Source organism: Streptomyces sp. NPDC033177 (genome assembly GCF_055577715.1).
In genome coordinates, this window is record NZ_JBVIPS010000004.1 from 391,745 (window position 1) to 417,536 (window position 25,792).

Annotated in this window: 20 protein-coding genes; 11 read left to right on the forward strand and 9 right to left on the reverse strand. The window is 69.1% G+C overall.

The genetic code is table 11. From position 1 onward, the window contains the following. Window positions 1-40: 40 nt before the first annotated feature. From ACZ5U5_RS16680 to ACZ5U5_RS16695, 4 genes are read right to left on the reverse strand one after another with little or no spacing between them, the layout of a single operon-like run. Entirely contained in the window at window positions 41-1,219 is a 1,179-nt protein-coding gene (locus ACZ5U5_RS16680; protein WP_469021807.1) for a glycoside hydrolase family 76 protein, read from the reverse strand. 52 nt (window positions 1,220-1,271) lie between these two features. Next, complete coding sequence (locus tag ACZ5U5_RS16685) at window positions 1,272-2,129, reverse strand: carbohydrate ABC transporter permease (protein WP_469021809.1); 858 nt, start codon at window positions 2,127-2,129, stop codon at window positions 1,272-1,274. Between the two features lie 2 nt (window positions 2,130-2,131). Further along, window positions 2,132-3,091: a carbohydrate ABC transporter permease gene (locus ACZ5U5_RS16690; RefSeq protein WP_469021812.1), complete on the reverse strand. Its 960-nt coding sequence runs from the start codon at window positions 3,089-3,091 to the stop codon at window positions 2,132-2,134. Then, window positions 3,088-4,401: an ABC transporter substrate-binding protein gene (locus ACZ5U5_RS16695; protein WP_469021814.1), complete on the reverse strand. Its 1,314-nt coding sequence runs from the start codon at window positions 4,399-4,401 to the stop codon at window positions 3,088-3,090. The genes ACZ5U5_RS16690 and ACZ5U5_RS16695 overlap by 4 nt, the downstream gene beginning before the upstream one ends. A 287-nt stretch (window positions 4,402-4,688) precedes the next feature. Between ACZ5U5_RS16695 and ACZ5U5_RS16700 the strand changes: the two genes are divergently transcribed. From ACZ5U5_RS16700 to ACZ5U5_RS16715, 4 genes are all read left to right on the forward strand, one after another. Beyond that, a complete protein-coding gene (locus tag ACZ5U5_RS16700; RefSeq protein ID WP_469021815.1) occupies window positions 4,689-6,404 on the forward strand; it encodes a class I mannose-6-phosphate isomerase in 1,716 nt (571 codons plus the stop codon). Beyond that, entirely contained in the window at window positions 6,401-7,405 is a 1,005-nt protein-coding gene (locus ACZ5U5_RS16705) for an ROK family protein (RefSeq protein WP_469021818.1), read from the forward strand. The genes ACZ5U5_RS16700 and ACZ5U5_RS16705 overlap by 4 nt, the downstream gene beginning before the upstream one ends. A 185-nt stretch (window positions 7,406-7,590) precedes the next feature. Further along, window positions 7,591-8,574, forward strand: coding sequence for a LacI family DNA-binding transcriptional regulator (locus tag ACZ5U5_RS16710; protein WP_469022461.1), 984 nt, complete (start codon window positions 7,591-7,593; stop codon window positions 8,572-8,574). A 100-nt stretch (window positions 8,575-8,674) separates the two neighbouring features. Beyond that, window positions 8,675-11,737, forward strand: coding sequence for an alpha-mannosidase (locus ACZ5U5_RS16715; protein WP_469021820.1), 3,063 nt, complete (start codon window positions 8,675-8,677; stop codon window positions 11,735-11,737). Between the two features lie 166 nt (window positions 11,738-11,903). Here the strand turns inward: ACZ5U5_RS16715 and ACZ5U5_RS16720 are convergent, their stop codons facing one another. Continuing rightward, entirely contained in the window at window positions 11,904-12,212 is a 309-nt protein-coding gene (locus ACZ5U5_RS16720) for an ArsR/SmtB family transcription factor (protein WP_469021823.1), read from the reverse strand. A gap of 61 nt (window positions 12,213-12,273) precedes the next feature. Between ACZ5U5_RS16720 and ACZ5U5_RS16725 the strand changes: the two genes are divergently transcribed. Next, on the forward strand, window positions 12,274-13,293 hold the full coding sequence (locus tag ACZ5U5_RS16725; RefSeq protein ID WP_469021826.1) for a zinc-binding dehydrogenase: 1,020 nt from the start codon (window positions 12,274-12,276) through the stop codon (window positions 13,291-13,293). 236 nt (window positions 13,294-13,529) lie between these two features. After that, on the forward strand, window positions 13,530-14,153 hold the full coding sequence (locus ACZ5U5_RS16730) for a hypothetical protein (RefSeq protein WP_469021828.1): 624 nt from the start codon (window positions 13,530-13,532) through the stop codon (window positions 14,151-14,153). A gap of 188 nt (window positions 14,154-14,341) precedes the next feature. Here ACZ5U5_RS16730 and ACZ5U5_RS16735 read toward each other — a convergent pair whose 3' ends face one another. After that, window positions 14,342-14,767 (reverse strand): hypothetical protein, encoded by a 426-nt coding sequence (locus ACZ5U5_RS16735; RefSeq protein WP_469021830.1) that lies wholly within the window; start codon window positions 14,765-14,767, stop codon window positions 14,342-14,344. 511 nt (window positions 14,768-15,278) lie between these two features. Here ACZ5U5_RS16735 and ACZ5U5_RS16740 point away from each other — a divergent pair. Next, window positions 15,279-16,301 (forward strand): cation diffusion facilitator family transporter, encoded by a 1,023-nt coding sequence (locus ACZ5U5_RS16740; protein ID WP_469021833.1) that lies wholly within the window; start codon window positions 15,279-15,281, stop codon window positions 16,299-16,301. A gap of 219 nt (window positions 16,302-16,520) precedes the next feature. Here ACZ5U5_RS16740 and ACZ5U5_RS16745 read toward each other — a convergent pair whose 3' ends face one another. Next, on the reverse strand, window positions 16,521-20,222 hold the full coding sequence (locus ACZ5U5_RS16745; protein ID WP_469021835.1) for a CHAT domain-containing protein: 3,702 nt from the start codon (window positions 20,220-20,222) through the stop codon (window positions 16,521-16,523). A gap of 168 nt (window positions 20,223-20,390) precedes the next feature. Between ACZ5U5_RS16745 and ACZ5U5_RS16750 the strand changes: the two genes are divergently transcribed. Both ACZ5U5_RS16750 and ACZ5U5_RS16755 read left to right on the forward strand, forming a co-directional pair. After that, entirely contained in the window at window positions 20,391-20,786 is a 396-nt protein-coding gene (locus ACZ5U5_RS16750) for a hypothetical protein (protein WP_469021838.1), read from the forward strand. A 10-nt stretch (window positions 20,787-20,796) separates the two neighbouring features. After that, window positions 20,797-21,738 carry a hypothetical protein gene (locus ACZ5U5_RS16755; RefSeq protein ID WP_469021840.1) on the forward strand — a complete coding sequence of 314 codons (942 nt, stop codon included), beginning with the start codon at window positions 20,797-20,799 and terminating at the stop codon, window positions 21,736-21,738. Window positions 21,739-21,873: 135 nt separating this feature from the next. Here the strand turns inward: ACZ5U5_RS16755 and ACZ5U5_RS16760 are convergent, their stop codons facing one another. Next, window positions 21,874-22,392 carry a hypothetical protein gene (locus tag ACZ5U5_RS16760; RefSeq protein WP_469021843.1) on the reverse strand — a complete coding sequence of 173 codons (519 nt, stop codon included), beginning with the start codon at window positions 22,390-22,392 and terminating at the stop codon, window positions 21,874-21,876. A gap of 212 nt (window positions 22,393-22,604) precedes the next feature. Between ACZ5U5_RS16760 and ACZ5U5_RS16765 the strand changes: the two genes are divergently transcribed. Continuing rightward, window positions 22,605-23,684, forward strand: coding sequence for a serine hydrolase domain-containing protein (locus ACZ5U5_RS16765; RefSeq protein WP_469021845.1), 1,080 nt, complete (start codon window positions 22,605-22,607; stop codon window positions 23,682-23,684). Window positions 23,685-23,893: 209 nt separating this feature from the next. Here ACZ5U5_RS16765 and ACZ5U5_RS16770 read toward each other — a convergent pair whose 3' ends face one another. Continuing rightward, window positions 23,894-24,820, reverse strand: a complete 927-nt coding sequence (locus tag ACZ5U5_RS16770; RefSeq protein WP_469021848.1) for a LysR family transcriptional regulator — start codon at window positions 24,818-24,820, stop codon at window positions 23,894-23,896. A 99-nt stretch (window positions 24,821-24,919) separates the two neighbouring features. Here ACZ5U5_RS16770 and pcaD point away from each other — a divergent pair, with 99 nt between their 5' ends. After that, window positions 24,920-25,726 carry a 3-oxoadipate enol-lactonase gene (gene pcaD, locus ACZ5U5_RS16775; protein ID WP_469021850.1) on the forward strand — a complete coding sequence of 269 codons (807 nt, stop codon included), beginning with the start codon at window positions 24,920-24,922 and terminating at the stop codon, window positions 25,724-25,726. The last annotated feature ends 66 nt before the right edge of the window (window positions 25,727-25,792 follow it).

The following is a 25,792-nucleotide window of genomic DNA, read 5'->3' on the forward strand; positions in this document are numbered from 1 at the left end:
GTGCCGGGGCGTGCTGTTCGAGGCGTGGGGCGACGAGGGGTCAGGAACGGTCGGTGGCGAGCCCGGCGAAGATCTGGATCATCGCGGACTGGTGGAGGGTTTCGGCCTGTGCGTCCGGGGCGTGGTCGCCGCCGCCGGAGGGCTGGAAGCGGAACAGGCCGTCGGTGGGCGTCCGGTTGTCCTTCCAGGTCCGCTCGGCATAGGCGGCGGCCGTCTTGCGGTATTCGCGGTTGGGCCGTACCTCGTCGAGGATGCGGAGGTTGTCGAAGTAGAAGGCGTTGAAGATCGCCGGCTGGTCGTGCAGCCGGTCCCCTTGCTTCCAGTACGCGAGCGAGCCCTCGGCGTCCTGGACCGCGCGGTCGAGGTATGTGCGGTCGCCGGTGGCGCGGTAGAGCGTGGTGGCGGTGCCGATCATCGCGCCGGAGTTGTACGACCAGAGGGTCTTGTTGGTGCTGCCGTCGTCGTCACGGCTGTTGTCGTACAGACCGGGGGACCGGCGCAGGCACGACCAGTTCCACTCGTACCACTTCTTCGCGTTCGCGAGGTAGTGGTCTTCGCGCTCGATGGCGTAGAGCTCCGCGGCCAGTTGGGCGGACAGGCCGGTGACGTTGGCTGCGCGCATGTAGTTGCTGGGGGAGTCGACCCAGTGCATTCCGCCGGCGCACGGCTTGGCCGGGTCGGTGTCCCATGCCCGGGTGACGACTCGGTAGGTTTCCGCTGCCCGCTCGAGGTAGAGCTTGTTGCCGGTCGTCCGGTACTGGTCGAGGAAGGTGAGTCCGACGACGGCATTGTCGTCGTAGAAGACGTCGCCGCCCTGGCCGAGCGGGGCGGGCAGGTAGGAGTCGTATCCGGACCTGCCGTCGCGGGGGTTGAAGTAGAGCCGCAGGGTCGTGAACCGCTCGGCGGCGTCACGGTCGTAGCGGTCGCCGATGCGCGGCAGTTCGGACATGTCGACGGTGGCGGCGGCCGCCTCACGCAGGGGCCAGAGGTATGAGTGGGCGTTCTCCTGTTCCGTACGCGGTGTCTTCTCCAGGTACAGGCCGTGTTCCTGCGGCCCCTGGTAGAGGTGCTGCTGGAGGGAGCGGTAGCTGGCCGTGGCGCGTTCGGCCCAGGTGGAGGGAGCTGTCTGCCGGTCGCTGTCGGCTGCGGCGGCGGGAGTCGCCCACAGCGCTCCGGCGAGGACGGCGAGGGCCAGTGCGGCGGGGAGGGGTGTCTTCACCACGGTCTGCCTTTCAAGAAGGTGGATCGGTGAGGGGCGGAAGGAATGCGGCTCAGCCGTGGAGCTTGAGGCTGCTGACGAAGAAGCGCTGCGCGGAGAAGAACAGGACGACGGTCGGCAGCGAGACCAGCAGCGCGCCGCCGAGCACGACCGGCGGCCCGACATTGGAGTAGTTGCCCTGAAGTTCGGCCAGCGCGGCCATGACGGGGCGGATGTTGCTGCTGGTGGACAGCGTGATGCCGAACAGGAGGTCGTTCCAGACGGCGACGAACTGGAAGACGAAGGCGGCCACCATGGCGGACCGGGACAGCGGCACGTGAATCTGCCAGAAGATGCGCCACCACGAGGCACCGTCCATCCTGGCGGCCTCGATGATCTCCGGCGCGAGGGTCAGCGCGAAGTTGCGCATGATGAAGTACGCGAACGGGATGGCGATCGCCACGTACACCAGGAACAGCCCGAACTGGGCGTCGTAGAGGCCGGTGTCGGCGTAGGCCAGGAAGAGGGGGCGCAGGAAGACCTGGAGCGGCAGCAGGGTTCCGGAGTAGATCAGCCAGAACCACAGCGTCTTGTGCTTGACCGGCATGATGACGGTCGCGAAGGCGGCCGTGGTGGCCACCAGGATGGCGGCTGCGGCGCTGGTGACGGCGTAGAGGAGGCTGTTGCCCATGGCGGGGCCCAGTTCCGCCTGCGTCCATGCTTGCGACATGTTGTCGAAGAGGCCGAACCCTTGGGGCCACCAGTGGGGCGCGCCACTGTAGTCGGCGGCCGGCACCAGGGCGTTGACGAGCAGCAGCCAGGTGGGCAGTGCCCACACCAGGGAGATGATCACCAGGGTCGTGTTGCGCGCGATCCGGCCTGCCGTGGGCCGCGGCCGTGGGGCACTTCTGCGCGGGGTGCGAGTAGGCATGATCAGTTGCCTTTCGGAGTCAGCTGGCGCCGCAGGTACAGCCACGAGGCGAGAAGCACGATCGCGGTGAGGACGACCGCGACCGCCGCGCCTGCTCCGGGGTGCAGGGCGAGGAAGGTCTCCTGGTACATCGAGACCGCGAGCGTCTCCGATTGCCGGCCGGGCCCTCCCTGGGTGAGCACCCAGATCAGGTCGAAGGACTTGAGGCCGCCGACCAGGCTGGTCCCGACGACGATCACCGACACGGTCCGCAGCTGGGGCAGGACGACGTACCAGAACTTCCGCCAGCCCGCCGCACCGTCCAGGGACGCGGCCTCCAGGGTCTCGGGCGGGATGGTCTGCAGTCCGACCAGGAAGAGGATCACCGCGACGCCCGCCGCCTGCCAGGTGTTGGCGATGATCATGACCAGTGTGTTGCCCGGCCATTCGAGGAGCCATCCCTGGGCGAGTGCATCGAGGCCGAACGCCTTGAGTACCTGGTTCGCGGCGCCGTCGGTGGTGAGGACGAAGTTCCACACCACCGCGACGGCTGATCCGGACAGGGCGTAGGGAAGGACGACGAGCAGGCGGGCCACTCGGGACCATCCGCCGCTGTGCGTCAGCACCGCGATGGCCAGGCCAAGGACCATCGGCAGGGCGACTGAGCCGACCACCCACATCAAGGTGTTCTGGATCGACCGGGTCAGCGTCGGATCGCTGAGGAAGAGGAGGTAGTTGTCGAGCCCGGCGAAGACGGAGATCCGCCGGTCGTCGAAGAAGCTCCGGTAGACGGTGGTGGCGAACGGGAGCAGCAGCAGTGCGCTCACGAAGAGCACGGCAGGGGCCAGGAATCCGGCCGCGGCCAGCTTCCCCGGCAGGCGCCGGGGGTGGCGGCGCGTGGGCGTGGGGGCCGCGGGGTGCGGATCGGGGGAGGAGCCGGGACCGGGAAGCAGCGGTCGCCGTTGTTCGACGGAAGAACTCATGCTTCGTCCCTCTCCCATGCTGCCCATTCCTTCGCCGCCCGGCCGGCCATGCTGCGCAAGGTGGCCTGCGGGGAGGATGCGCCGGTCATGAAACTGCCCAGGTCATCGGTGTTTCCCTGGATGAGGTTGGGCGGGCCGGACTCGCCGTAGCGGGGAAGCTGTGCCCAACGTTCCTTGCGTGCGCGCTCTTTGAGGCCCGCCATCACCGGGTTGCCCGGCCGGGAGCGCGGATTGGCCGAGGCGTCCTGCAGGAAGTCGGTCCACACCTGCTGGACCTTCGGGTCGAGCCAGTGCGCCGCGTTGGCCATGGCCGCGTCGTGTGAAACGGCCTTGCGCGGGACGGCGAGAACGCCGGACTCGGTGATCACGGAGCGGCGGGTGGATGTTTCGACGGGGGGCAGAACGAAGGCGTCGAAGTCCACGCCCGGCTTCATGCCCGTGGCAGCGATCCCCTGCGACTGCCACGAGCCGTGCAGGAACATGCCGACGCGTCCTGCCTTCAGCGCGGCAGGGCCGTTGTTCTGGTCGAAGTCCGCCGGCGTCATCCAGCCTTTGCGCATGAAGTCCTGCCAGATCTGCAGCGCCTTGTGCGCCTGTGGGTCGGTGTACTGCGCCTTCCCGTCGATCAGCTCCGCGTAGAAGTCGGGATCCACCTTGCTGACCAGCTCCTGGAACCACTCGTAGGCGGGCCAGTTGCCGGTCTGGGTGGCAACGAAGGGGATGACTCCGGCCTTCTTCAGCACCGCGGCGTTGTGCAGCAGCTCGTCCCAGGTGCCGGGAGCCCGCAGCTTGTGCTTGCGGAAGAGAGCCGTGTTGTAGAACAGCACGTAGTACGACTCGTAGAGGGGTATCCCGTAGACGGAGCCGCGGTAGGACATCGCCTCACGAGCCTGAGGGGTGACCCACTGCCTGTCCTCGTAATCGGCCCATATCGAGGAGAGATCGCTGAGCTCTCCCGTGCGGGCCAACGACTTGAGGAAGTAGCCCGAGGCCCACTTGATCATGTCGGTGGCCTTGGTCGTCTGCAGCGAGATCTGCGTGACCTGCTTGTACGACGTGGGGTTCGGGTTGGACAGCGGCCGCAGCGCGTAACCGGTGAGTTTCTTCAGCTCCTGCCCGGCCGCGACATAGCCCTGGTCCCAGGTGGCGTTGTCGTTGGCGAGCGAGGTGGTCCCCGGCTTCACCGCGGTGCTGTCGCCGCGGGCGCAGCCGGCGACCGCGACCGCGGCGCCCGCTCCGATGCCCGCGAGGAGGCTGCGGCGGCCGAGCGGGTGGGGCGGCCACTGCGTCGCCCCGCCGATTGATCTCATGGGTGCCCTTCCCTGTGGATCCCGGTCGGGATCCCTGGCTCTGGGGTGTGGTGGGTGAGAGGGCCTGACGCCCTCCGCGAGATCTCGCCGTACCGCACGGCATCGGCGGTTCGGATGGCCAGGATGTTAACGACACCATGAGGCCGAAACAAGACTCTGTTGCGGGAATCCGTCTGTCCACCATCTCTGGCAGCGGTTATGGCTTGCCGCTGAGCAGCAATCTTGTGCACCATGATTGGTATCGATAACATTCCGGCTGCCCCCGCTCACCTCTCCTGGAGTTACCTGTGCACTCAGAGCCTCGCCCCTACGAACGCAACCCCCGCTACCCGGCGGCCACCGGCACCGTGGTCACAGGGTGGGACGAAGCCGCGGCGACCCTGCCCGACCGGCCGACCGTGCTCGCCTTGGACGGACCGGCGGCCCTGGACTGGGACGCAGCAGCACAGGGGCTCGCCTCCGCCCTGCGCGCCCAGGGCGCCGAGGTGGCGGTCCTGGATGTGCGCGAGCACTGGTCACCGGCAGCCGTCGAGCGGCTGTGCACCCCTCACGACGGCGGCGACGCGTTCTTCCTGCCCCTCGCCGAGTTCACCATGGCCGACCTCTTCGAAGGACCGCTGACCGTCGCTCGGCCCGCGAGCGGCATTCTGCTGGTCTTCGGCCCCGGCTCCGCCCTGTGCTCGCCCGACCTGCTCTGGTGGGCGGACCTGCCCAAGCGGTACGCCGAATCGGCCGTGGCCTCCGGAACACTGCCCGTGGGCGTCAACCTCGGTCACCACGACGCTCCCGGCGAACTGCGCCGCCTCTTCTACACCGACTGGCCGGTCGCCGACCGCCACCGCGACGCACTGGCGCCCACGATCGACCGCTGGGTCGACGTACAGAACCCGCAGGCGCCTGCTTCCCTGGACGGAGAGGCCTTCCGCGCCACCCTGACCGCCCTAGCCCAGCAGCCGGTACGCACCCGCCCGTACTTCAACTCCACCGCCTGGGGCGGAAAGTGGGCCGCCGAGCAGCTCGGCTTCGAGCCCGAGGGCGGCAACACCGCACTGGGCTACGAGCTGATCGCTCCCGAAGCCGGGGTCCTCGTCGGCCAGGACGCCGGGGCACAGGTGGAACTGCCGTTCCAGTTGCTGTGTGTCCTGCATCCCGAACGGTTCCTCGGCGCGGACGTGCACGCACGCTACGGCACCTCCTTCCCCATCCGTTTCGACTACCTCGACACGGTCGGGGGTGGCAACCTCTCGCTGCACTGCCACCCGCAGGAGCAGTACATGCGGGAGAACTTCGGCTGGTCATACACCCAGCACGAGACCTACTACGTCACGGCGAGCGACCCCGGATCGCAGGTTTTCCTCGGGCTGCGGCAGAGTACGGACGTGGACATCCTCCGTAAGGAAGTCGAGGCGTCGGCGGCGCACGGCACGCCGCTGCACGTCGAGGACCACGTCCAGACGTTCCCCGCCGACCCCGGCCAACTGTTCATGATCCCGGCCGGGACCCCGCACGCATCGGGCGCGGGCAACCTCGTGCTGGAGATCAGCGCCACGCCCTACCTCTACTCGCTGCGCCTCTACGACTGGCTGCGCCGCTCCAACTCCGGGGTGCCCAGGCCGCTGTCGCACGCTCACGCCTTCGCCAACCTCGACACCGACCGACGCGGCACCGAGGTCGTCGAGGACCTCGTCCCGCAGCCGCGCGTCCTGCGCGAGGGCGCGGGCTGGCGCGAAGAGATCCTTGGCGCACTTCCCGAGATGTTCTACGCGGTCCACCGCCTGGTGCTGGAGGGAACGGGGCCGGCCGACGACGACACCGCGGGCCGTTTCCACATCCTCAACGTCGCCGCCGGTGACGGCGTGGTGGTGGAGACCGCCGACGGCCGGCGTCACGACCTGGCGTTCGCCGAAACCCTCACTGTGCCCGCAGCCGTGGGCGGATACCGCCTGCACCCGCTCGGCACACGACCCGTACAGGTCGTCAAATCCCTGGTGAGGCCGTCATGACCCTGGTGCCCGTGCTGGAGATCGGCGGCACGCATGTCACCGCCGCCGTGGTGGACATGACCAACGGTGTTCCGGTCGCCGATTCCCTCGTACGCAGGCCGGTGTCCGCCGACGCGGACGCCGCGGAGATACTCGACTCCTTCGCCGCAGCTGCCCGGCACACGCAAGCGCCCGCCGACGCGCCGTGGGGCGTCGCCCTACCGGGGCCCTTCGACTACGCCGCCGGAATCGGACGATTCCGCGGCATCGGCAAGTTCGAGTCGCTGCACGATGTCGACGTCGGCGCGGAACTGCGCGAGCGGCTGCCCGATCCGCGCACCATCCGCTTCCTCAACGACGCCGATGCCTTCGCCATCGGCGAGTACCACGGGGGAGCCGCAGAAAGGCGGAGCCGGTCCGTGTGCATCACGCTAGGCACCGGCGTCGGATCATCGTTCCTGCTCGACGGACAGCCCGTCACCGAAGGTCCTGCCGTGCCGCCCGACGGCCGGGCCCACCGCATCGCCGTCGACGGCCTGCCGCTGGAGGAGGTCATCTCACGACGGGCGATCCGCGCGCGGTATGCCAGGGCCGCGGGCCTCGCACGAGGGTCCCAGGGCCCGGACGTCAGCGACATCGCCGCACTGGCCCGCACGGGGGACTCTCGGGCCTCGGCGGTGATCCTTGAATGTTTCGGCACGCTGGGGCGTGCCCTGGCGCCGTGGTGCGGCGCCTTCCGGGCGGACGTGATGGTGGTCGGTGGCTCCATGGCCGCGTCCTGGGACCTCATCGGACCGGCGCTGCGGGAGGGTCTAACCACCGGAGCCGAGGCCGCCGGGCACGAAGTGGCTGCCGTCATCGCCGCCATGGACCTGCGCACCGCCAAAAGGCCTCACGATGCTCCCTTGATCGGCGCCGCTCACTGGGCCCTGGAACGGCGGTCCCAAGGCGAGGAGCGGGAGACCGGAGTCGTCGCGCCCCGCCCCGCATCTGTTGACTCCGGCTGCGTGGCTCCGCCGTGAGAAGGCAGCCCCGCCTCGCCACAGGCCCGCACCGGCCCGGGCGGACGGCATGGGAGGCGGAGAACTTCTCTAGAATGACGGCGCCCGCAGCTCCGGCAGCCCGCCGATGACAATGACCCTGCGAAGGCACGAAGGAAGGACCGGCCGTGGCGCAGCACCGACCGAGCGACGCCGCCGCGCCGACGATGCGTGATGTCGCCGCTCGTGCCAAGGTCAGCGCGATGACCGTCTCCCGGGTCCTCAAGGACGACCCCCAGGTCACCGAGGCCACCAGGCAGCGTGTACTGAGCGCCGTCGACGAGCTCGGCTATAGGCGAAACGAAACCGCCCGCCGTCTGAGGGTCGGCGGCAGCGGGATGATCGGTCTTGTCGTCACCAACCTGGCCAACCCCTTCTACTCACGGCTGGCGCTCGGCGTCCAGGAGGTCGCCTACGCGCACGGCCTGCGGGTCTTGCTCGGCAACACCGCCGAACAGGTCGACCGGGAGCGGGGGTTGGTGGAGGATCTCGCCGCCAGCCAGGTCGACGGGATGATCGTGGTGCCCGCGAGCGGCAGCCACCGGCACCTGACACCGGCCGCGCTGCGCGGCATGCCCCTCGTCCTCGCCGCCCGGCCGCCGGCAGGCATGGAGGCCGACTGCGTCCTGGTGGACGACTTCGGCGGAGCCGAGGCGGCGACCAGCCGGCTCATCGAGGACGGTCACCGGCACATCGGGTTCCTCGGCAACCCGCCGGCGCTCTACACCGGCGCCGAACGGTTCCGCGGCTACTGGGCCGCGCACGAGGAAGCCGGCCTGGAGCCCGACGAGCGCACCATCCGCCGCGGACCTTCCGACGTGGCCGCAGCCGAGCGTGCCGCCGTGGCTCTGCTGCAGCAGCCCGATGCCCCTACTGCCCTCTTCTGTACCAACAACCGTCTCACCCAGGGTGCCGTCCGAGCGGTCCGCACTCTCGACGTTCCGGTGTCGCTTGCCGGATTCGATGATTTCGACCTCGCGGACGTTCTCGGGCTCCCGCTGACGATCGCGTCCTACGACGCCGACGAGATCGGGCGCAGGGCCGGCCAGATGCTCATCGACCGCATCAACGCCGGCCCCGGCGCCGCGCTGCCCGTGCGACGTTCCATGGTCCCCATCGAAGTCATCCGGTACGGGACCCACCACATCTAGGCCTTCCGCCGTCCGCCCCCCTTTTCCCGGGACAAGGCTGTCCCACGACGGGCTCGGCGGGCCAGTCTGCCGCCCTGCGCGGAACTTTGGACGGAGTCTCATGCACGACGACCGCACGCTGACCGAACGCCGGCTCGCCCGGGTGCTCGACCAACGCCTCAGGCCCGCAGTCCACGCACGCTCCCTCCCCCTCGAAGTGAGCGCCCACCACACCTTCGGTGAACCCCTCCCGGTGAGGGAAGGCATCGCCGGGCCCTACGAGCCGATCGCCACCGGCACCTCTTGGGGGCCTGCATGGTCCACGAGTTGGTTCCAAATCCGCGGCACCGTCCCAGACGACTGGGCGGGGGAGAGGGTCGAAGCCGTGCTCGACCTCGGCTTCGCCGCCACCCAGCCCGGTTTCTCCGCCGAGGGGCTTGTCTACCGGGCGGACGGGACACCGGTGAAGGCGCTCAACCCACGCAACACCTGGCTCCTGATTGCCGAACAGGCCCAGGGAGGCGAGGGCTTCGATTTTCACATTGAGGCCGCCGCCAATCCGCTCATCTTCGACTTCGACGCCGCGGGCGACCCCTACGTGCCCACGCGGGCCGGCGACATCGCTCCCTGGCTGCGCGGCGAGGGGCCCGCCGAGCCGGTTGGAGAACCGCTCTACCGGCTGACGCGGATGGACCTTGCCGTCTTCGACGAGACGGTCTGGGAGCTGGTCCAGGACCTCGACGTACTGTCCGGGCTGATGCACCAACTGCCCGAGGACTCCACCCGCCGCAGCCAGATCCGGCACGCGGTCAGCAGGGCTCTCGACGCGATCGACCTCCAGGACATCGCAGGCTCCGCCGGGCATGCCAGGACGTGCCTCGTCCCGGCGCTGTCCGCACCCGCACACGCGGGCGCCCATCAGATCTCGGCCGTCGGCCACGCCCACATCGACACGGCCTGGCTGTGGCCGGTACGCGAAACCGTCCGCAAGGCGGCGCGAACGGTCTCGAACGTGACCGCGCTGATGGATGACCACCCCGGCTTCCGGTTCGTCATGTCACAGGCCCAACAACTGGCCTGGCTCAAGGAACAGCGCCCCGAGGTGTACGCCCGGGTGCGGGAGAAGGTGGCGAGCGGGCAGTTCCTGCCGACCGGCAGTCTCTGGGTCGAGCCCGACACCAATCTCTCCGGCGGAGAGTCCCTGGTGCGCCAGTTCGTCCACGGAAAACGCTTCTACCTGGAGGAGTTCGGCATCGAGACGCGCGACATGTGGCTGCCGGACACGTTTGGCTACAACGCCGCACTGCCCCAGCTCATGAAGCTCGCCGGCATCGACTGGTTCCTCACGCAGAAGATCTCCTGGAACACCACCAACGCGTTCCCGCACCACACCTTCTGGTGGGAGGGCATCGACGGCTCCCGCGTGTTCAGCCACTTCCCGCCAGTCGACTCCTACAACGGCGACCTCTCCGGGGCCGACATCGGCCACACCGAACGCAACTTCCGCGACAAGGGGGCCGCCAACCGCTCCCTGGTGCCCTTCGGCTACGGCGACGGCGGAGGAGGCCCCACCCGCGAGATGCTGGCGCGCGCCGACCGGCTGGCGAACCTGGAGGGCTCCGCGAAGGTCGAAGTAGAGGGCCCCGCCGACTTCTTCGCCAAAGCCCACGAGGAATACCCCGACGCGCCGGTGTGGGTCGGTGAGCTCTACCTGGAACTCCACCGGGGCACCCTAACCAGTCAACTCGCCACCAAGCAGGGCAACCGGCGCTGCGAACACCTGCTGCGCGAGGCGGAGATGTGGTCGGCGACGGCAGCCGTGCGGAGGGGCGAGCCGTACCCGTACGCCGCGCTCGACCGGATCTGGAAGACGGTCCTGCTGCAGCAGTTCCACGACATCCTGCCCGGCTCCTCCATCGCCTGGGTGCACCGGGAAACCGAACAGGCCCACCGGGAAGCCGCCCGCGAACTGAACATCATCATCGACACGGCCCAGCGGGCCCTGGCCGGCCCACCCGACCCTGACGGCAGCGAGGTCGTCTTCAACGCCGCTCCCCATCACCGCGACGGCGTGCCCGCCCTCGGCGGCACACCCCGCCCCATATCGCCGCGCACGGTACCCGTACAAGCGAGTCACGGCGGCAGCCTCATCCTGGACAACGGACTGATCCGCATCACCGTCGACGCCCGTGGACTGATCACTTCCGCCTACGACTGCCGCGCCCGACGCGAGGCGCTCACCCCAGGGACCGTGGGCAACCTCCTCCAACTCCACCAGGACTTCCCCAACCAGTGGGACGCATGGGACGTCGACGCGTTCTACCGCAACACCGTGCAGGACCTCACTCAGGCAGACAAGGTCACCGCCCACGGCGACGCCATCGAGGTCATCCGGACCGTCAACCGGTCCCGTATCCGCCAGCTCCTGACCCTGCGCGAAGGCTCCTGCCGCCTCGACATCGACACCACCGTCGACTGGCGGGAGCGAGAGAAGATCCTCAAGGCCGCGTTCCCTCTCGACGTTCGGGCCGCCTACACCACCAGCGAGATCCCCTTCGGCCACGTCCAGCGGCCCACCCACACCAACACCAGCTGGGACGCGGCCCGCTTCGAGATCTGCGCCCACCGCTACCTGCACCTTGCCGAGCCAGGCTGGGGAGCGGCCCTGGTCAACGACTCCACCTACGGCCACGACGTCACCCGCGACGTCCGTCCCGACGGCGGCACGACGACCACCGCCAGGCTCTCGCTCCTGCGCGCCCCGCTCTTCCCCGACCCCGACGCGGACCAGGGCGGACACCGGCTGCGGTACGGCCTGGTGCTCGGCGCCGACCTGGGCGACGCCATACGCGAGGGCTACGGCTTCAACCTTGCCGAACGCAGCGTCGCGGGCACGGCTGCCGTCGCACCACTCGTCGAGGTCGACCACAGCGGTGTCGTGATAGAGGCGGTCAAACTCGCGGACGACTCCTCCGGAGACGTGATCGTGCGACTCTACGAGTCGCTCGGCGGACGCGCCACGACGACCCTGCGGGCCGGATTTCCGCTGGCCGGAGCCACGTTGACCGACTTGCTCGAACGGCCCCTCTCGGACGGACCGGAGCTCGTCGGCACCACCGAGGGGCTGGTTCTCGCTCTGCGGCCGTTCCAGATCGTGACCGTACGACTCACCCCGCACGCCTGAGGGAGCGGTTTCGTTCCCATCGTGAAGGCCGCGGGGCTCTCGCCGGTGGCCCTTCGCCGGCCCTGCCTCGTGGCTGGGTCATTGCTGGATATGGCGTCAAAGGCGAAGGTGCCGGAGATGGTCGCAGTCTTGGCCCGTGGCAGGGCTGAGCTGGAGAGCGTGGGATCTAGAACACGTCGCGCAGGGTTTGCAGGAGGCGGGCGATGTTCACTTCGTCGCGGCGGTAATAGGTCCACTTGCCCCGCCGGGTGGCGATCACCAGCCCTGCCTGGCGCAGTATCGCGAGGTACTGCGAGGTGGTGGACTGCCCCAGACCTGCCCGTTGTTGGATGTCGCTCACGCAGACGCCGATCTCGACGTCGTCGGGCTCCTGGCCGGGAAAACTCATCGGCTCCTTGAGCCACACCAGTATCTGCCGACGGGCCGGGTTGGACAGGGCCCGGAACACGGCCAGCAACTCCTCCTCCGTAAACACGTGGTGATCGTAACTCAAGTACATATTGCTAAATCGCGATGTGTCGATCTAAGGTCGTCGCATGTCGACCTCGATGCGTGTGATGGAACTGGTCCGGTTCGGCGACGCGAACACCGCCTTCGCCGCCCGAGAACGGCCACGACCCACTCCCGGACCCGGGCAGGTGCTGGTGCGCGTGCTGGCCACGTCCGTGAACCCTCTCGACCTGCAGACCCGGCGCGGCGACTACCGCGACCAGCTGGCGCTGCCCGCGGTGATCGGCAATGACGTGTCCGGCGTGGTGGTCGAGGCGGGCCCTGGGGCGGGTGACTTCCTGCCGGGCGATGAGGTCTGGTACCTGGCGCCGATGTTCGCCGGGCAGGGAACCTACGCCGAGTTCCACGTGGTCGACCAGGCTCTGGTCGCCCGCAAGCCCGCACGGTTGTCGCACGTCGAGGCCGCCGCTCTCGCGCTCGTGGGCGTGACGGTGTGGGAGGCGCTGGTCGAACGCGCCGGGGTGCGGGTGGGGGAGCGGGTCTTGGTGCACGGCGGAGCGGGCGGTGTCGGCTCGGCCGCAATCCAGGTCGCCAGCGCGCTGGGAGCCGAGGTGGTTACCACCGCGCGTGCACGGGATCATGAGTTCGTCACCGAACTGGGGGCCAACATCGCGATCGACTTCTCGGCCGGTGACTACGTGCCCCAGGTCCGCGCGCTGGGCGGGGTGGACGTCGTGCTGGACACGGTGGGCGGGGACACCCTGGCCCGCAGTCCTGAGGTCCTCACCGACCGAGGCCGGTTGGTGTCCATCGTGGACATCCCCGAACCGCAGAACTTGCTTGCCGCGTGGGGCGTGAACGCGACCTACCACTTCCTCTTCGTCAGCCCCGGCCGGGCCAAGCTCGCGGCCCTGGGCCGACTGGTCGACCAGGGTAAACTCCGGCCGGTCATCGGCACCGTGCTCCCGCTGACCGACATCGCCCAGGCGCACACCCTGTTGGAAGGCGGCTCCGACGGTCAGAGTCGCAGACGCCCCCGCGGAAAGATCGCCGTCGCTGTGCACCCCGCGGACATGCCACCGAGCCGGACCACGTCTTTGCCGTAGCTTGCTGTGCAATGCGCGCAGGCAGCTCGCCGGCCAACTCCCGAGGATGGGCTGCCCGCGCGGCACCAACGGCTCGTGCCTTTCACGCGACGGGCCAGGTCCGCCCAGGACTGGGCCGTGATGCACTGAACCGGTAGACGTACATGGGCCGTTGACGGGTGCTATGCGGCGACCGAGCTCGGCGAAGCAGCTGGGCTGTTCCAGCAGAGGGGATTGATCAACATAAGGTGTCGTCCATGTCTAATCCCCAGAGTCAGCACGCATCCCGTCTCGTACGGCGGCTTGCGCTGATAGCCGTCGGCGCGATCACGGTTTGTGCCGTCAGTGCGTGCTACCCCTCCGAGGCTGAGTCGTCGAAGGACGTCACCGCCAAAGCTTCTGAGGCTCCGAAGAAACTGCGGATCGGTCAGCCGAGCCCGGAGCAGGAGATTTCCAGCTACAAGAAGACGGCCAAGTTCGTGTTCACGCCGACGAAGGTCGTTGAGGGCAAGCCGGAGGATCTTGACGAGCTTGATGAGCCCGACAAGTACGCAGGCAAGAAGGTCGTGTGGGTCTACGTCAACGCCCGCCATGTCGGGGGCGACGCGCTCAAAGAGCCGCCTTCGGTGATGAGCGATGTCAATGTCGAGACCGCGTCGGGCCCGGGCACGAAGTTCATCCTCATCGGTGCGCTCAGCAGCACGCCGAAGGACTGCAACCTTCTCAACGGCGTCAAAGAACTCGGGACCGAGGACGTATGGAAGAAGGGCGAGAAGCGTACTGTCTGCGACCCCTACCTGGTCCCTGAAGGGGACAAGGTGGACAAGGTCACCTACTCCCAGGGGTATTACAACGAGCCTCTGAGGTGGAACGTGAAGTAACACCGCTGGGGGGCGCAGCTTGGTGCCGTCCAGGTAGCTCGCCGCTCTGGGTACCTACACCGACGCGGGTAAAAAAGGGCCACAAGCGCGTGCCCGCCGTCGGCGGGACGGCTCTGAGCGCTTGACTCTCACCGGCTGCGCAGGCGCCGCGCGGCCCGGGGCCCCTGCCCGCGAAAGGAGGTGCGCCGTCACCAGTACTGGATCATCACCTTGGTCAGGATGACGACCCCCACCCCGAGGACACCGAGACCAAAAACCATCCCGAACGTGTCCTTGCCTGGCTGAGGCTCGCAGCCCGTGGCCTTGTCCGGCTCGTCGCCTGGGTAGTACACCAGCGCCTCATCGCCCGGCTCCCGGCTGGCAGGGCCACCTGATTCCTTGAAGCGGACGGCCAGACCATCCGCCGTCGTGAAGTCGTATTCGTGCCACTGAATGCGCCGCGCTACGTTGTTGACCATTTGGACAGTGACCCAGGCGCGCACCACCCGCGCCGGCGCGGTGAGTCCGCTCTCCCACGCCGTGCGCCGTTGCCGCGTTCGGCGCACGATCGCGTAGGCGGCCCAGAACATCAGCACGATGAACAGCGGGAAGAATATGCGGAAAACAAAATCCATGACGTATGTACCCCCGTACATGAGGAAAGCGATCGATCCGCGCCGCGTGGCAGTCGATCACGGTGCACGCGGACCTTATCCGAGTCTGTCAGGGGCATGGCACCTGGGCGTGGATCACACGGTGACGTCCGTGCAGACATAGGTCTTGTTCGCTGCGGTGTGCGAGGGGCGGCTTCGGTGCCGATGATGCTGCTATCACTGCAATGCGTGGTGCGTGTCACGTTCTGGCGCCCGCGGACGAACTGGAGCAACGGACGAACCGGGACAGCCGGAAGGCCTTTTCGATTGCGGCGGGCGGCGAGGCACTGAAGGGCCGCGGACTCGGTTGAGGCCGCGCTGGAGCCTGGCACCCCAGGCCGCTTTTCAGCACGCCGCTCTCGTGAAGCCAGACCGCGCAGCCAGCCCACGTCCGCAATGACGAATCGGCACGTCTGGAGCCACACCCCTGGGGTACACGACGGCGTGTTGTCCACTGCCAGCCCCTTGAGACCCCGAAGAACTGCGAGGCCTGATGACCGCCAAGCCGCCGACCGAGCAACCGTCGAGCATACCGGCGTCGGCCGAGCAAGCGCCCAGCGAGCAGGCCGCAGACAACAAGTCGTCGAAGGACCAGGAGACGAAGACCACCGTGTGGGTGGCGCTTGCCGCGAACCTGGTCATCGCCGTGGCCAAGGTGGCGGGCGGACTCTTCGCGGGCTCACCCGCGCTTCTCTCAGAGGCGGCCCACTCGATCGCCGACAGCATGAATGAGGTCTTTCTGCTGGCCGCGCTGCGCCGCAGCCGCAAACCGGCCGACCCCCAACACCCCTTCGGCTATGGCAAGGAACGCTTCTTCTGGTCGCTGCTCGCTGCCGTCGGCATCTTCGTCACCGGTGGATGCTTCTCCGTCTTCCAGGGCATCGAGGCGCTGCGCGCGGAGAGCTCTGAAACCACGACCGGCTACATCATCGGTCTCGTCGTGCTCGGGGTCGCCTTCCTCGCCGAGGGTGGCTCCCTGGTCCGCGCGCTGTGGCAGGTACGGCGACAGGAGGGCGGCATCGGCTCCGACCCGGCCTTGCGCACCGTCATCGCCGAGGACGGTACCGCTGTGCTCGGCGTGACCCTCGCGATGATCGGCATGGGCCTGCACATGGCGACCGGCGAGGTCGTCTACGAGGCGGCTGCCTCCATCGCGATCGGCCTGCTGCTCATCGCGGTGGCGTACCGCTTGGGCAAGGAGGCCAGGGAGCAGCTCATCGGGGAGTCCGTCGACCCCGAATTGCGCAACGAGATAGCCCACTTCCTCGCCGAGCAGCCCGAGATCGACCGTGTCGCGAGCCTGCTCACGATGCGGCTCGGTATGGACTCGACGCTCGTCGCCGCCCGCATCGACCTCGCGCCCGGCCGGGACAGCGAGGTGGTGGAACTCGTCATGGAGCGCATCAAGTCCGGCGTGGCCGAACGCTGGCCGCAGGCCGACCAGGTGTTCCTCGACGTCACCGAGGCACCGCCCCTGCCGGGCGCGGAGGTCGACCCGGACCTCGCGGCTCGGTAGAAGCCACCACCCTGCGGTCGCGACGGCGCTTCCGGGATCACGTGCTGGAACAACTGCCACAACTCATCCGGCACCAGCCGCTCAACGATCCCCACGGCGGGAGGCTATCGACCGTAGGTGATGGGCATCTCGAACGGCTCGCGGGTGTCGAAGTTCACGAGCAGCAACAGACCCCCGCCCCCGCCGGGCCCGACAGCCGGATCTTCCCAAGGTGAGTCATCAGGGGCCCGCGTGTACCTGGCACGCCCACAGGCTGGGCGTGTGGGGATAGGTGGCGCGCAAGCTGAGGACGGCGCGGTGTAGGGCCTCGGCCGTGCGGGCGACGTCGAGTGTGCCGTCGCCCCTGCTCAGGGTGTCGTACACGCTGAGCGCGACGTCCGCCCCGATGTCGTCGTCGACGTGCCACAGCGAGCCGACGACATGGGGGAAGCCGGCCATCTGGAAAGCGCTGACGATGTGAACGGCCTCGTCGGCGAGTTCGGGGCTGGTGAGCAGGGTGTCGCAGGCGGACAGGTAGGCGAGTTGGACAGACGGCAGCCGCAGACGGGCCAGGTCGCGGACGGTCAGCGGGCGTTCGGTGTGGTCGTGCAGGACGAGTCGGCTGCCGGAGGCGCGTTCCAGGTCGCCCAGAGCGTGGCAGGCGAAGTGGGCGTAGGCGTGGCGGGGCAGGGCCGAGACGACCGCGGAGTGTGTCGCGGAGGCGTCCGCGAGGAGCGTTGCCCCAGGCAGCAGGCGGGCCAGGTGGTCGGCCTCACGGCGGGCGCCGGGCAGCGGGGCCTGTCCACTGGCCTGGGCGGCGCTGACGATGAGGGTTGCGGTGCCCGTCGGGCGGGTGGCGCGCCGGCGGGCGTGGTGCAGGGCGCGCAGGGTCGGGGTATAGGAGGAGATAACCCGGTCCAGGGCGCCCGGAGCGGCGTCCTGGGGCGCCGCCGCGTGCAGCGGCAGCGTGCCAAGGAGGCCGCCGGGCGACCACCACACCCGAGTTGCCGCGGGTAGGTGGTCGAGGACCGGTCCGGTGACCGTCTGCCACAGCCAGGCGAGGGTGTCCCGTACGTCCTGCTGCGCGCGCTGCGACTGCTTGCGCGAGGTGCCGGGTGTCTCGATGCGGATCAGCGCGTCCTGGAAGGTCTTCCGGCGTGTTGCCGTCGTTTGCGGGTCGAGGCCGGGGAGTGGTACGGCGTTGATGGCGTGCTCGGTGACGATCAGGGCGTCGCTGCCGTAGGGGGAGACGTTGACCAGGATCACGGGGCCCGCCGCTGCCGTGGCGCGCAGTTCGTCCTCGTCCCACTCCCGCACCGGACGCAGCAGGCCCAGTTCGGGGTGCTCGGCGCGGATCCGGCTGGTGAGGTCTCGCCAGTCGGCGGCCAGTTGCTGGCGTACATCGGCGCGGGCGTCGGCGGGGCCGGATGATTCCTCGGCGAGTAACCCCTGGCTGTCGGTTGCCGTGTCGAGGGCTTGGCGGAGCTCCTCGAAGCGGTCGGCGAGGCCAGGCGCACTCTCTCGCAACCGCGTGAGATCGCTGTCGGCGTCGAAGGCGTGGGAGAGGATCACGCCTCTGGCCTGTTCGAGGAGTTTGACCGCGAGGCCTGGCCGTCCGCAGCGCACCGCGCAGGCAGCAGCGGCGGCACCAAGCCCGACGGTACGGCTGAGCAGGAATTCTTGGTCGTCGCGGACGAGATGGCGGGGTGCGACCGAGTGCAGTAGGTCGACCGCCACGACGTAGCCGTCAAGGGCACCGGCCCAGTCACCCAGCTCCGCTCGAACCTCGCCCCAGGACCGGGCCGCGTCCAGGCGATGGAGGGGCGCGCACTGCTGCTCCAGGGCCGCCTGCTGGTACAGCTCGGCCGCTTCGACCAGATTGGCTGGAGGGCGACGGCGACGGCGGCGGCGGGGCCCGGGGGTGCGCAGGACGAGCCCGAGGTTCGACAGGCGCTGCGTGCGGGTGGGGTGTCCGGGCGGAGTGACTTCGACCGCCCGGCGGTACAGCGCGACCGCCTCGTCCCCGGCGCCCGACCACAGCAGGGCAAGGGGGCTTATCACCCGTGCGTTCGCGGCAACCGTGAGGGCACCGGGCAGTTCGGGGGAGGTCGGGGGCAGCGCCGCGACCGCCGCGTCGGCCAGCTCCTGGGCCTCGCGGACCTCGTCGAGCCGCATCGTCTTCGAGATGCGGAGCATCAGGGCGATAGCGAGGTTGTGGCGGCGACGGGGCAGCTTCGGGTCGCCCTGCGGGGTGAGGGCGAGCGCCTCCCTCAGGAGTCCTACCACCTCATGGATGAGGGCCAGGGGATCGGGAGCTCGATCGAACCCCCCCATGAGGCTCATTCCAGTCGAGCTCAAGAGCGCCGCCCGGTGCGCCGGGCCCATGCCGGGCAGGTCGAAGGCCCGTTGCCGGCTCTCCTGGGACTCCCGCAGGTCGTCGCCATCCTTGGTCAGAATATGCCGCAGATTCAGTGCGGCACCGAGGTTCATCAGCCGCAGTCCGAGCGACCCGTGTCCCTGCGGGGTGAGTACCACCGACTCCCGGTGAGCGGACACGGCCTCGTTCAACTCCTCCGGCTTTCCCGAGCGTTGATAGCAGGCGACCAGCACGAGACCCAGGTCGTTGAGCGCTACGGGACGGTCCGGGTGGCCCGGCGGCATGAGCCCCTCGGCGTGCCGCAGCTGGCGCAGTGCCTCCTCCAGGTCCGCCCCGTTCGCCTTCGGATTCTGGAGATAGCGGTTGTACAGGGCCATCGCGCGAGCGAGGAGCGGCAGTTGTGGACCGTCAGCCGCCCCCGGGGAGGCGGCGGCCGCGGAGCGGTCGGTGAGATCGAGCGCCGCGTCCAGATCGGCCAGCGAGCCGGTCGCGACGGAACGGGCGCGCAGAGCGTTGCCCAGTGCGCTGCGCAAGGAGGCGGTCTCACCCGGGTTCCCTGCCACCCGCAAGGCCTCGGTGAACACGGTGATCGCCTCGTCCAGATCCGCTGTGCGGCCGGTGTACTGCGCCCTGAGGACGAGCGCCACGCCCAGGTCGTGTCCCGCCGCCGCAGGCCCCTTCGGATGGCTGGCGGCGGCAAGGCGGCACACGTCCACCGCCTCGTCGGACTCCTCGGGCGTCGCCCCCTCGACATGACGCAACAGCACCAGCGCTGCCCCGAGGGCGCTGAGGGAGTGAGGCAAATACGGGTCGTCGGGCGGCAGTTGGGCCAGTACGTCCCGCGCGATGCCCACCGCCTCGTGCAGATCCTCGCCGTCGTGCGAGTCCAGATAGCGGTCCTGGAGTCGGCGGCCCAAACCGGTGAGAACGCGGAGGCGTTCGGGGGAGTCGGCCGGAATCCGCTTGAGGGCACCGTGGACGAACCGGACCGGATCCGCGTCCGCCAGGTCCCCGAAGTGCCAGGTCGCCCCCGTGCGGGTCACGAGGTCGGCCATGCTTCTGAGCCGGCCGGGGAACCAGGGGTCGTACTCCGGTGTCGCCAGGACGGCGAGGGTGCCGAGCCCGATCGCGCTGGCGAGCCGGACCTCGCGCGAGAGCGGCAGGGCGGCAAAGGCCACGGCCATTTCGTGGAGTCGTCGTACGGCCTCGGAGGCGCCTGGCGGCGGGTTGTGCTGCCGCTCCTCCACGACGATCTTGAATGCGGCGACCTGGGCCGCCCACGCGTCGGGACCGTCCGCGTCGGCCGGATCGGGGTGCATGGCGGGATCGTTGGCCGCATAGCCCATCGACAACTGCGCCGGCACCCGCCGCGGGTCGGAGACCCACACCGGATAGAGCAAGGTCCCTGCCATGCACCCGTGGACAGTTCCGCGATCGCCCGGGTCGGCCATCGCCCGGGCGGCGCAGAGCCAGCCGGCCGCGTGTCGGGCATCCATGTCGGTGCTCGTGTCGCAGGTCCGCAGCAGTCCCCGCAGTTCGGCATCCGCGAGAGGACCGAACACCACGTCCGCGTCCCAACCTCCTTCCGCCGTAAAAGCCCGGTCGAGGCGCACGCTGACCGCCTGTAAGAACCACTCCCGGTCGTACCTCAAGGCTTCGCTCCCCCCAGCCGTCACCTGCGACGGCACGTCAAGTCCCCCGTAACTCTGCCTGATCTGCGGCACACTTGGACCATGACCGCATCTCCCGACTCCCGAGAACCCGACCGTAGGGCGGCAGCGGCGCTGTGTGCGCTGCTCGGCTCACCGGAAGACTTGCGGCAGCCCGGAGTCAGGGAAACGGCCGAGCAGGCACGGGACTTGCTGCGTTCAGGCACCAACTCCGACGAACTCGCCGCCCATCTCCGTGCTCTGGACACGCTGCTGCGCCAGAGCGGGGACGCACGTGGCCTGGTCAACGACTCCCGGGGTGGGGCTGCCCCCGGGATCACACCCCACATCAAGGTGGCCCTGTGCCCGGGACCGGCTCAGTGCAACCGCGTCGCACGAGCCCGCGACCTGCTCCCCGCCCCGCACTGCGCCGTGAACGACACCCGCATGCGCAAGGGCCGACTGGGCCCCGCACGGTGACCCCGCCCGCATGAACCCACTCCTCGCCACCCTGGGCGGCAAACTCACCGAACGCTGGCTGAACCTGTTGGTCCTGCCCGGCGCCCTCTTCCTCGCGGCCACGGCCATCGGCACCACCCTGGGCCACCGCCACTGGAACGACCTCGACGCGCTGCGCACCACCCTGGACGACCTCGCCGCCCGCCCCGCCCTCGAGCGCACCGGGACTGCCGCACTCCTCATCGCCCTCGTCCTGCTCACCGCGACCGCGGCCTCACTCGCCGCGCAGTTCCTCGGCGGTGTGATCGAGCAGTACTGGCTGCGCTACGCCCGCGACCCCCTGTCGCACGCCCTCGTCGACCGACGCAGGCGCACGTGGGGGCGCCGGGAGCAGGAGCTCGACGCGGCCTACCCCATCGCGCGCACCGATGCCGGTTCCGATGAAGATGCCGAAGACGGTGACGCGGTGCCAACCCCGGCCCGGCCCCTTGCGCGGATCCAGGCTCTCATCGACGCCCGCAACCGCGTGGCACTGCGCGAACCCACCCGCCCCACCTGGTACGGCGATCGCATGCAGGCGACGGCAGACCGCGTAGAGGCCGCCTATGGCGTGGACCTTGCCGCCCTCTGGCCGCGCCTGTGGCTGATCCTGCCCGAACCCGCCGTACGCCACATCCAGTCGGCTCACGACTCCTTCAGCGCCGCCGCCCGCCTCGCCGCCTGGGCCGTGGGCTACGCCCTGCTGGCCTGCTGGTGGTGGCCGGCCGGGCTGGTCGCCGTCGGCTGCGCAGCGGTGGCTCGCTCCCGCGCCCGCGGCGCCCTGGAGGCGCTCGCCGGGCTCATCGAGGCCGCCGTGGACGTCCACGGGCGGGAACTGGCTGAGCGGGTCGGTCTGATCGGGGTGGACTCGGCGGGGCTGCTCGACCAGGAGACGGGGGACCGGATGTCGGAACTGTTCAGGAAGGCGGATTGACGGCCGACTCCAACTGGGGCAGGGGCGGCCCCCTTTGGGCCTCGCAGCCATCTACGTACGTCTCGCTGTCGGGGGAAGTCCTGGTGCAAACCGCGGTCCACCGCAGCCGATGCGTGAACCGGAAGCGGATCTTTCTCAGGGCTGCTGGTTAGTCACCTGCGCCTGCTCTTCCTGCTCGGTTGTGGTGCCGATGGCCGCCGCGCCCGCGCCGAGGAGGACTGCGACGGCCGTCGCCACGCCCACGACCGCAAGCCGCAAGCGCGGTCGGCGCCGCTGCACGGGCGGCTCTGCGGCAGGTGCAGCAGGCATGACGGGAATGGCGGGTATGACGGGTGTGACAGGCATGAGGGGTGTGACGGGTGTGGCAGATGGCTGTGCGCCCATCGCGAGTTCCCGGCGAGCGGCTACCCACCGCCGGGTGTCGTCGGCGTCGAGACCGCACGCGACGACGAAGGCGACGAGGAGGGTCTCACGGGGCAGGCGGTCCCGGCGCAGCATGGTCGCTGCCGTCGAGTACGGCAGCACTTCACCCGCTGTGGCAGCCGCGCGCTCCAGTTCCCGGTAGCTGAGGCCCGACCAGGCCTTGAGGCGGCGCAACTCCGCCATGAACGCGGGAGTTTCGGCGGTACGGGGCGGCGCGGGTGGTGCTGTCATGCGGGTCCCTCCGGTTCCGGTGCGCTTCGCTGACCTGTGTCTCGGCAGACTCGCACAAGCTCGAACAGCTCATCCGTTGAACGAGTTCGGCGGCGGCGATCAGCCTAGGTCTCACATCTGTCGTCGTTGTCTTGGAGGCCTACGTGAGCCGTCCCGGTTCCCTCGTACTGTTACTCGTGCTCGCACTCGTCGGGTGCTCGGATGCTCACACCGTGGCCGGAACAGGGTCCGGTGGCGGGAAGGCGCGAGAGGCCCCGGCGGTCCGGGACCCGGCGGATCCGGACATCGACCGCTACCTCGACCGCGAGCTCCCGCAGGGAGCGGGTATCACCGTGGCCGCCGCCCGAGGGGGCGAGCTCAAGCACTGCGCGGCCCGCGGACTCGCCGACCGCGCGGCGAAGACCCCCGCGACCTGCGACACCGTGTACGACGTCATGTCGATCACGAAGCAGTTCACCGCCGCCGCGATCCTGAAGCTGGAGATGAGAGGCAAGCTGCGGGTGAGCGACCGGATGGGAGCACATCTGGACTCCGTGCCCAAGGACAAACGGGCCATCACCTTGCACCAGCTCCTTACACACACGGCGGGCCTGCCCGATTCGCTCGGCGACGACTACGACCCGCTGTCGCGCGCGGAGTTGCTGGCCGGGGTGCTGAAGGCCCCACTGCGATCGGCTCCCGGAAAGGAGTTCCGCTATTCGAATGTCGGCTACAGCGTGCTCGCCGTGATCGTCGAGAAGGTCTCGGGCCAGAGCTACGAACGCTTCCTGGCCGAGCACCTGTTCCGCCCCGCCGGGATGACCCGCACCGGCTACGTGCTGCCCGCGTGGAAGCGCGAGCAGGTCGCCGTCGAGTATGACCGGCACGGGCGCGCGCAGGGACGGCCGATGGACCATCCGTGGGCGCCCGACGGCCCGTCCTGGAATCTGCGCGGCAACGGCGGGATGCTCTCCACGGCCCGGGACATGTTCCGCTGGCATCGCGCCCTCACCGGCGACAGCGTCCTGTCCGCGACCGCGAAGCGGAGACTGTTCGCCCCGCAGGTGCGAGTGCCGGAGCTGGACGGGGCCTATGGCTACGGCTGGGTCGTCGTTGATTCCGATGACGGCCGGGTCGCCTGGCACGACGGGGGCAACGACTGGTCGCTGGCGACCGTCGCCAAGTTCCGCCGCGACCGGATCATGGTGTTCTGGGTGAGCAATCAGGCGTACCAGAAGGGGAAGTGGAACCTTGAGGACGACCAGATGAAGCTGACGCATGGCATTGCTGAGCGGCTACGACGCAGCGCCTGACCACGGGGGCCGTCGGCGCGGGCATGGTGCCAGGCCACGGGCAGGCCGTCATTCGCGCCGGCCTATCGGCACCTTGGGGTCATCGGGACAGCCATGCACGCCAGCCCGTCAGGGGCTATCCGAAGATGGCCGCTGGGCGTCCCCGCACGCCAGGTGCGGGGTATGGGCTGACACACGGCACTTCCAGCTGCTTTTCCGAGTCCCGGTGCTCAATTCGCCTTGGGCACACGGCCGAGCGTCGGCCGGAGAACCGGTGCATGGCGGGCCAAAAAGTCCCAGAGCTGGTCGGCGATCGGTCCGTGGGGGCGGTCGCGCCGACGAGCTGCCGAGAGATCCTCGATCACGCCGGGAAAGTGCCGTCCGGCGATGGAGAGCAGGCTTCCGTCACGCAACTCTTTCTCGATCATGAAGCGCGGCACGTGCCCCCACGCCATGCCGTGCAAGATCAGCTCCTTCTTCATGAGGTGGTCCGGAACAGAGCTTTGAGGTGCGCCTTCAACCAGGAAATGGCCTTGTTCGGACGGATGCCGCGCCGAGTCCCGGACCACGCATTGGGTGAAGGCCTGCATGCGCTGCGGTGTGATGTCGGCGTCCGGAGGAAAGGGCAGGAAACCGGGCGCCACGACGGGCACCAGCGCGACGCGGCCGAGATCGATCCACTCCATCCGCACGTCGCTCTTGGGGACGCGGTGCACGATCAGGTCGGCTTCATCCTCCAGCAGCCGCTCCCAGGGACCGGTGACTGTCTCGAACTGCAGGTGCAGTCGTGTCTGTGGGCACTGCGCGAAGAAGCGGCTGAGCATCTCCAACACCGGTGGAAGGGGGCACAGGTCCCCGAGCACCACGCGCAGTTCGGCTTCTTCGCCCATCGCCAACTGCGCCGCGTACGTCTGTAGTTCCTCGGCCTCGTGCAACAGGAAGCGCACCTTGCGGTGAAAGGCGTGCCCCGCCTCGGTGAGCTGAACCCGATAGCCCGAGCGATTCAGCAGGTCCAGGCCCAGCTGGCGCTCCAGCTTGGCGACCGCCGCGAACACGGAAGGGTGTGAGCGGTGCAGCCGCTCGGCGGCGGCCTGGAAGCCGCCATCGATCACGACGGCGTTGAAGCACTGCAACTCGTGGAGCGTGAAGTTCGACATTATCCAGAAAACCTACAGGCTTCTTCCAATCTTTGTAATAGAAGTTTGCAGAGGGTGTTCCTAGGCTGAGCGCATAGCCGCTAGATCACTGGAGCTGACATGACGTCACAGACCCGCACTGCCATCACCACCGGCGATGGCGTCCGCATCGCCTACCGCTTCGACGGCGACGAGAACAAGCCGGTGCTGCTGCTCTCCAACTCCATCGGTACCGACCTCCACATGTGGGACGGCCAGGTGTCGGCTCTGACCGAACACTTCCGGCTGCTGCGCTACGACGCGCGCGGCCACGGCGCCTCAGATGTCCCGAAGGGCCCATACTCCCTGGACCGGCTGGGGCGCGACGTGGTGGAGCTACTGGACGCCCTGGGCCTGCAGCGAGTGCACGTCCTGGGCCTGTCTCTGGGGGGAATCGTCGCGCAGTGGCTGGGGATTCACGTACCGGAGCGCGTCGACCGGTTGGTGCTCTCCAACACCGCCGCCTACCTCGGCCCGGCCAATCAGTGGGATCAACCGATCGCCGACCTGCTGGCGGCCCCCGACATGCAGGCCACCGCGGAGATGTTCCTGCACAACTGGTTCCCGGCCAGCATGCTGGGAGGCGACGACGAGGTAGTCGAGGGCTTCCGCCGCACCCTGCTCGCCACGCAACGCGAGGGCGTGGCCGGGAGCTGGGCTGCGGTGCGCGACTACGACCTGCGCCGCACGGCCACCCTCATCCCCAACCCGACCCTGGTCATCGCGGGCGAGCACGACACCGTCACGTCCGCCGACCACGGAAAGGAGCTCGCCGCGACCGTCCCCGGCGCACGGTTCACCGTCCTGCCCACCGTGCACATGGCGAACGTCGAAGGGGAGGCAGAGTTCCTGGGGGCTGTGATCGCCTTCCTCACCGAACAGGCGTGACGGTTACTGTGAGGAGCGCGCCGCGTGGGGACCGGGAGGCAGTTGCGCGCGTGGCTGCCTGAACGG

Excerpts from the sequence above, each read along its gene's own strand:
- ACZ5U5_RS16685 (WP_469021809.1), bottom strand. The coding sequence starts at position 2,129 with ATGCCTACTCGCACCCCGCGCAGAAGTGCCCCACGGCCGCGGCCCACG.
- ACZ5U5_RS16690 (WP_469021812.1), bottom strand. The coding sequence starts at position 3,091 with ATGAGTTCTTCCGTCGAACAACGGCGACCGCTGCTTCCCGGTCCCGGC.
- ACZ5U5_RS16695 (WP_469021814.1), bottom strand. The coding sequence starts at position 4,401 with ATGAGATCAATCGGCGGGGCGACGCAGTGGCCGCCCCACCCGCTCGGC.
- ACZ5U5_RS16705 (WP_469021818.1), top strand. The coding sequence starts at position 6,401 with ATGACCCTGGTGCCCGTGCTGGAGATCGGCGGCACGCATGTCACCGCC.
- ACZ5U5_RS16710 (WP_469022461.1), top strand. The coding sequence starts at position 7,591 with ATGCGTGATGTCGCCGCTCGTGCCAAGGTCAGCGCGATGACCGTCTCC.
- ACZ5U5_RS16715 (WP_469021820.1), top strand. The coding sequence starts at position 8,675 with ATGCACGACGACCGCACGCTGACCGAACGCCGGCTCGCCCGGGTGCTC.
- ACZ5U5_RS16725 (WP_469021826.1), top strand. The coding sequence starts at position 12,274 with ATGTCGACCTCGATGCGTGTGATGGAACTGGTCCGGTTCGGCGACGCG.
- ACZ5U5_RS16730 (WP_469021828.1), top strand. The coding sequence starts at position 13,530 with ATGTCTAATCCCCAGAGTCAGCACGCATCCCGTCTCGTACGGCGGCTT.
- ACZ5U5_RS16735 (WP_469021830.1), bottom strand. The coding sequence starts at position 14,767 with ATGGATTTTGTTTTCCGCATATTCTTCCCGCTGTTCATCGTGCTGATG.
- ACZ5U5_RS16740 (WP_469021833.1), top strand. The coding sequence starts at position 15,279 with ATGACCGCCAAGCCGCCGACCGAGCAACCGTCGAGCATACCGGCGTCG.
- ACZ5U5_RS16750 (WP_469021838.1), top strand. The coding sequence starts at position 20,391 with ATGACCGCATCTCCCGACTCCCGAGAACCCGACCGTAGGGCGGCAGCG.
- ACZ5U5_RS16755 (WP_469021840.1), top strand. The coding sequence starts at position 20,797 with ATGAACCCACTCCTCGCCACCCTGGGCGGCAAACTCACCGAACGCTGG.
- ACZ5U5_RS16760 (WP_469021843.1), bottom strand. The coding sequence starts at position 22,392 with ATGACAGCACCACCCGCGCCGCCCCGTACCGCCGAAACTCCCGCGTTC.
- ACZ5U5_RS16770 (WP_469021848.1), bottom strand. The coding sequence starts at position 24,820 with ATGTCGAACTTCACGCTCCACGAGTTGCAGTGCTTCAACGCCGTCGTG.
- pcaD (WP_469021850.1), top strand. The coding sequence starts at position 24,920 with ATGACGTCACAGACCCGCACTGCCATCACCACCGGCGATGGCGTCCGC.